The following is an 812-nucleotide window of genomic DNA, read 5'->3' as shown; positions in this document are numbered from 1 at the left end:
GAGCAATATATCAAAATCGTCCAGAAAAATGTGGAAGATACCCGTGCCAACATTGACTTATTAAAAGAACAGGATGAAGCCATCGCCCATACGTCTTCACATGGGTATCAGCGATGAAGATATTTGAAGCCGAGACATTGACGGCCGCCACCAAGTCGCGAGCTAAGCAATATGAAGAWCTAAAGAAGGAAGTCRCAGCCCTGAAAAAGGAATTTCAGGGCATTGTCGGCCTTGATAACGAGTTTCAGGGAGCAGGTGCTACCGCCATCAAAAGCTTCTATGAAGCGCAAATCGAGGTGGCGGACGCCTGGATGGAACTATTCACGACCCAAATCAGTTTTTTGGAAGGCATACCTGGCAGTCTGGAAGAGGCGAACCTCTCGGGAAATACGGTGGTCGAGGTTCCCTTTTTAGATGGCGAAGTGTCTAACGGCATCAACCAAGCGAAATCGCTTGTCGATGAACAAGCGAATGATCTCCAAAGAATCCTGAACAGCATTGACGATATTTTGCCTCTTGATCTGTTCGATCAAAAGGACTTTAATGAAAAAATCACGCTGGCCGGGCACAGGCTGGATGACACCGTGACAAAGGTCGATAATATCGACCGGCAATTGGTCGAGGAATATGATGTGTCCRTCGGGCAGGAAAACGTGGCAGTTGGGCTCTTCCGTGCCTTGCTTGATGCCACCAAGAAGGACGGCAATGTATCGCCGATGACGTTCGATCAATCGGCATTCAAGAGCAGTGACGTCTATCAAGTGAAGGATGAAGTCGCCGGTCAGATGAAAGACTATCAAACCTTCAAAAAG

At 47.8% G+C, this 812-nt stretch carries 2 protein-coding genes; both read left to right on the top strand.

Annotated features, from left to right (window positions below; all coding sequences use genetic code 11):
- Positions 1 to 117 (top strand): DUF5344 family protein (locus AC1DVB_RS27660; protein ID WP_477592046.1); only part of this gene is annotated, 117 nt, incomplete at its 5' end.
- A partial coding sequence (locus AC1DVB_RS27655; protein ID WP_477592044.1) for a T7SS effector LXG polymorphic toxin occupies positions 114 to 812 on the top strand: 699 nt, incomplete at its 3' end. The genes AC1DVB_RS27660 and AC1DVB_RS27655, both read left to right, overlap by 4 nt.

The sequence above is a fragment of the Peribacillus sp. P4_D6 genome (assembly GCF_056401795.1).
Note: the sequence above shows the minus strand (reverse complement) of the source record. Positions and strands in the feature narration are given on the sequence as shown.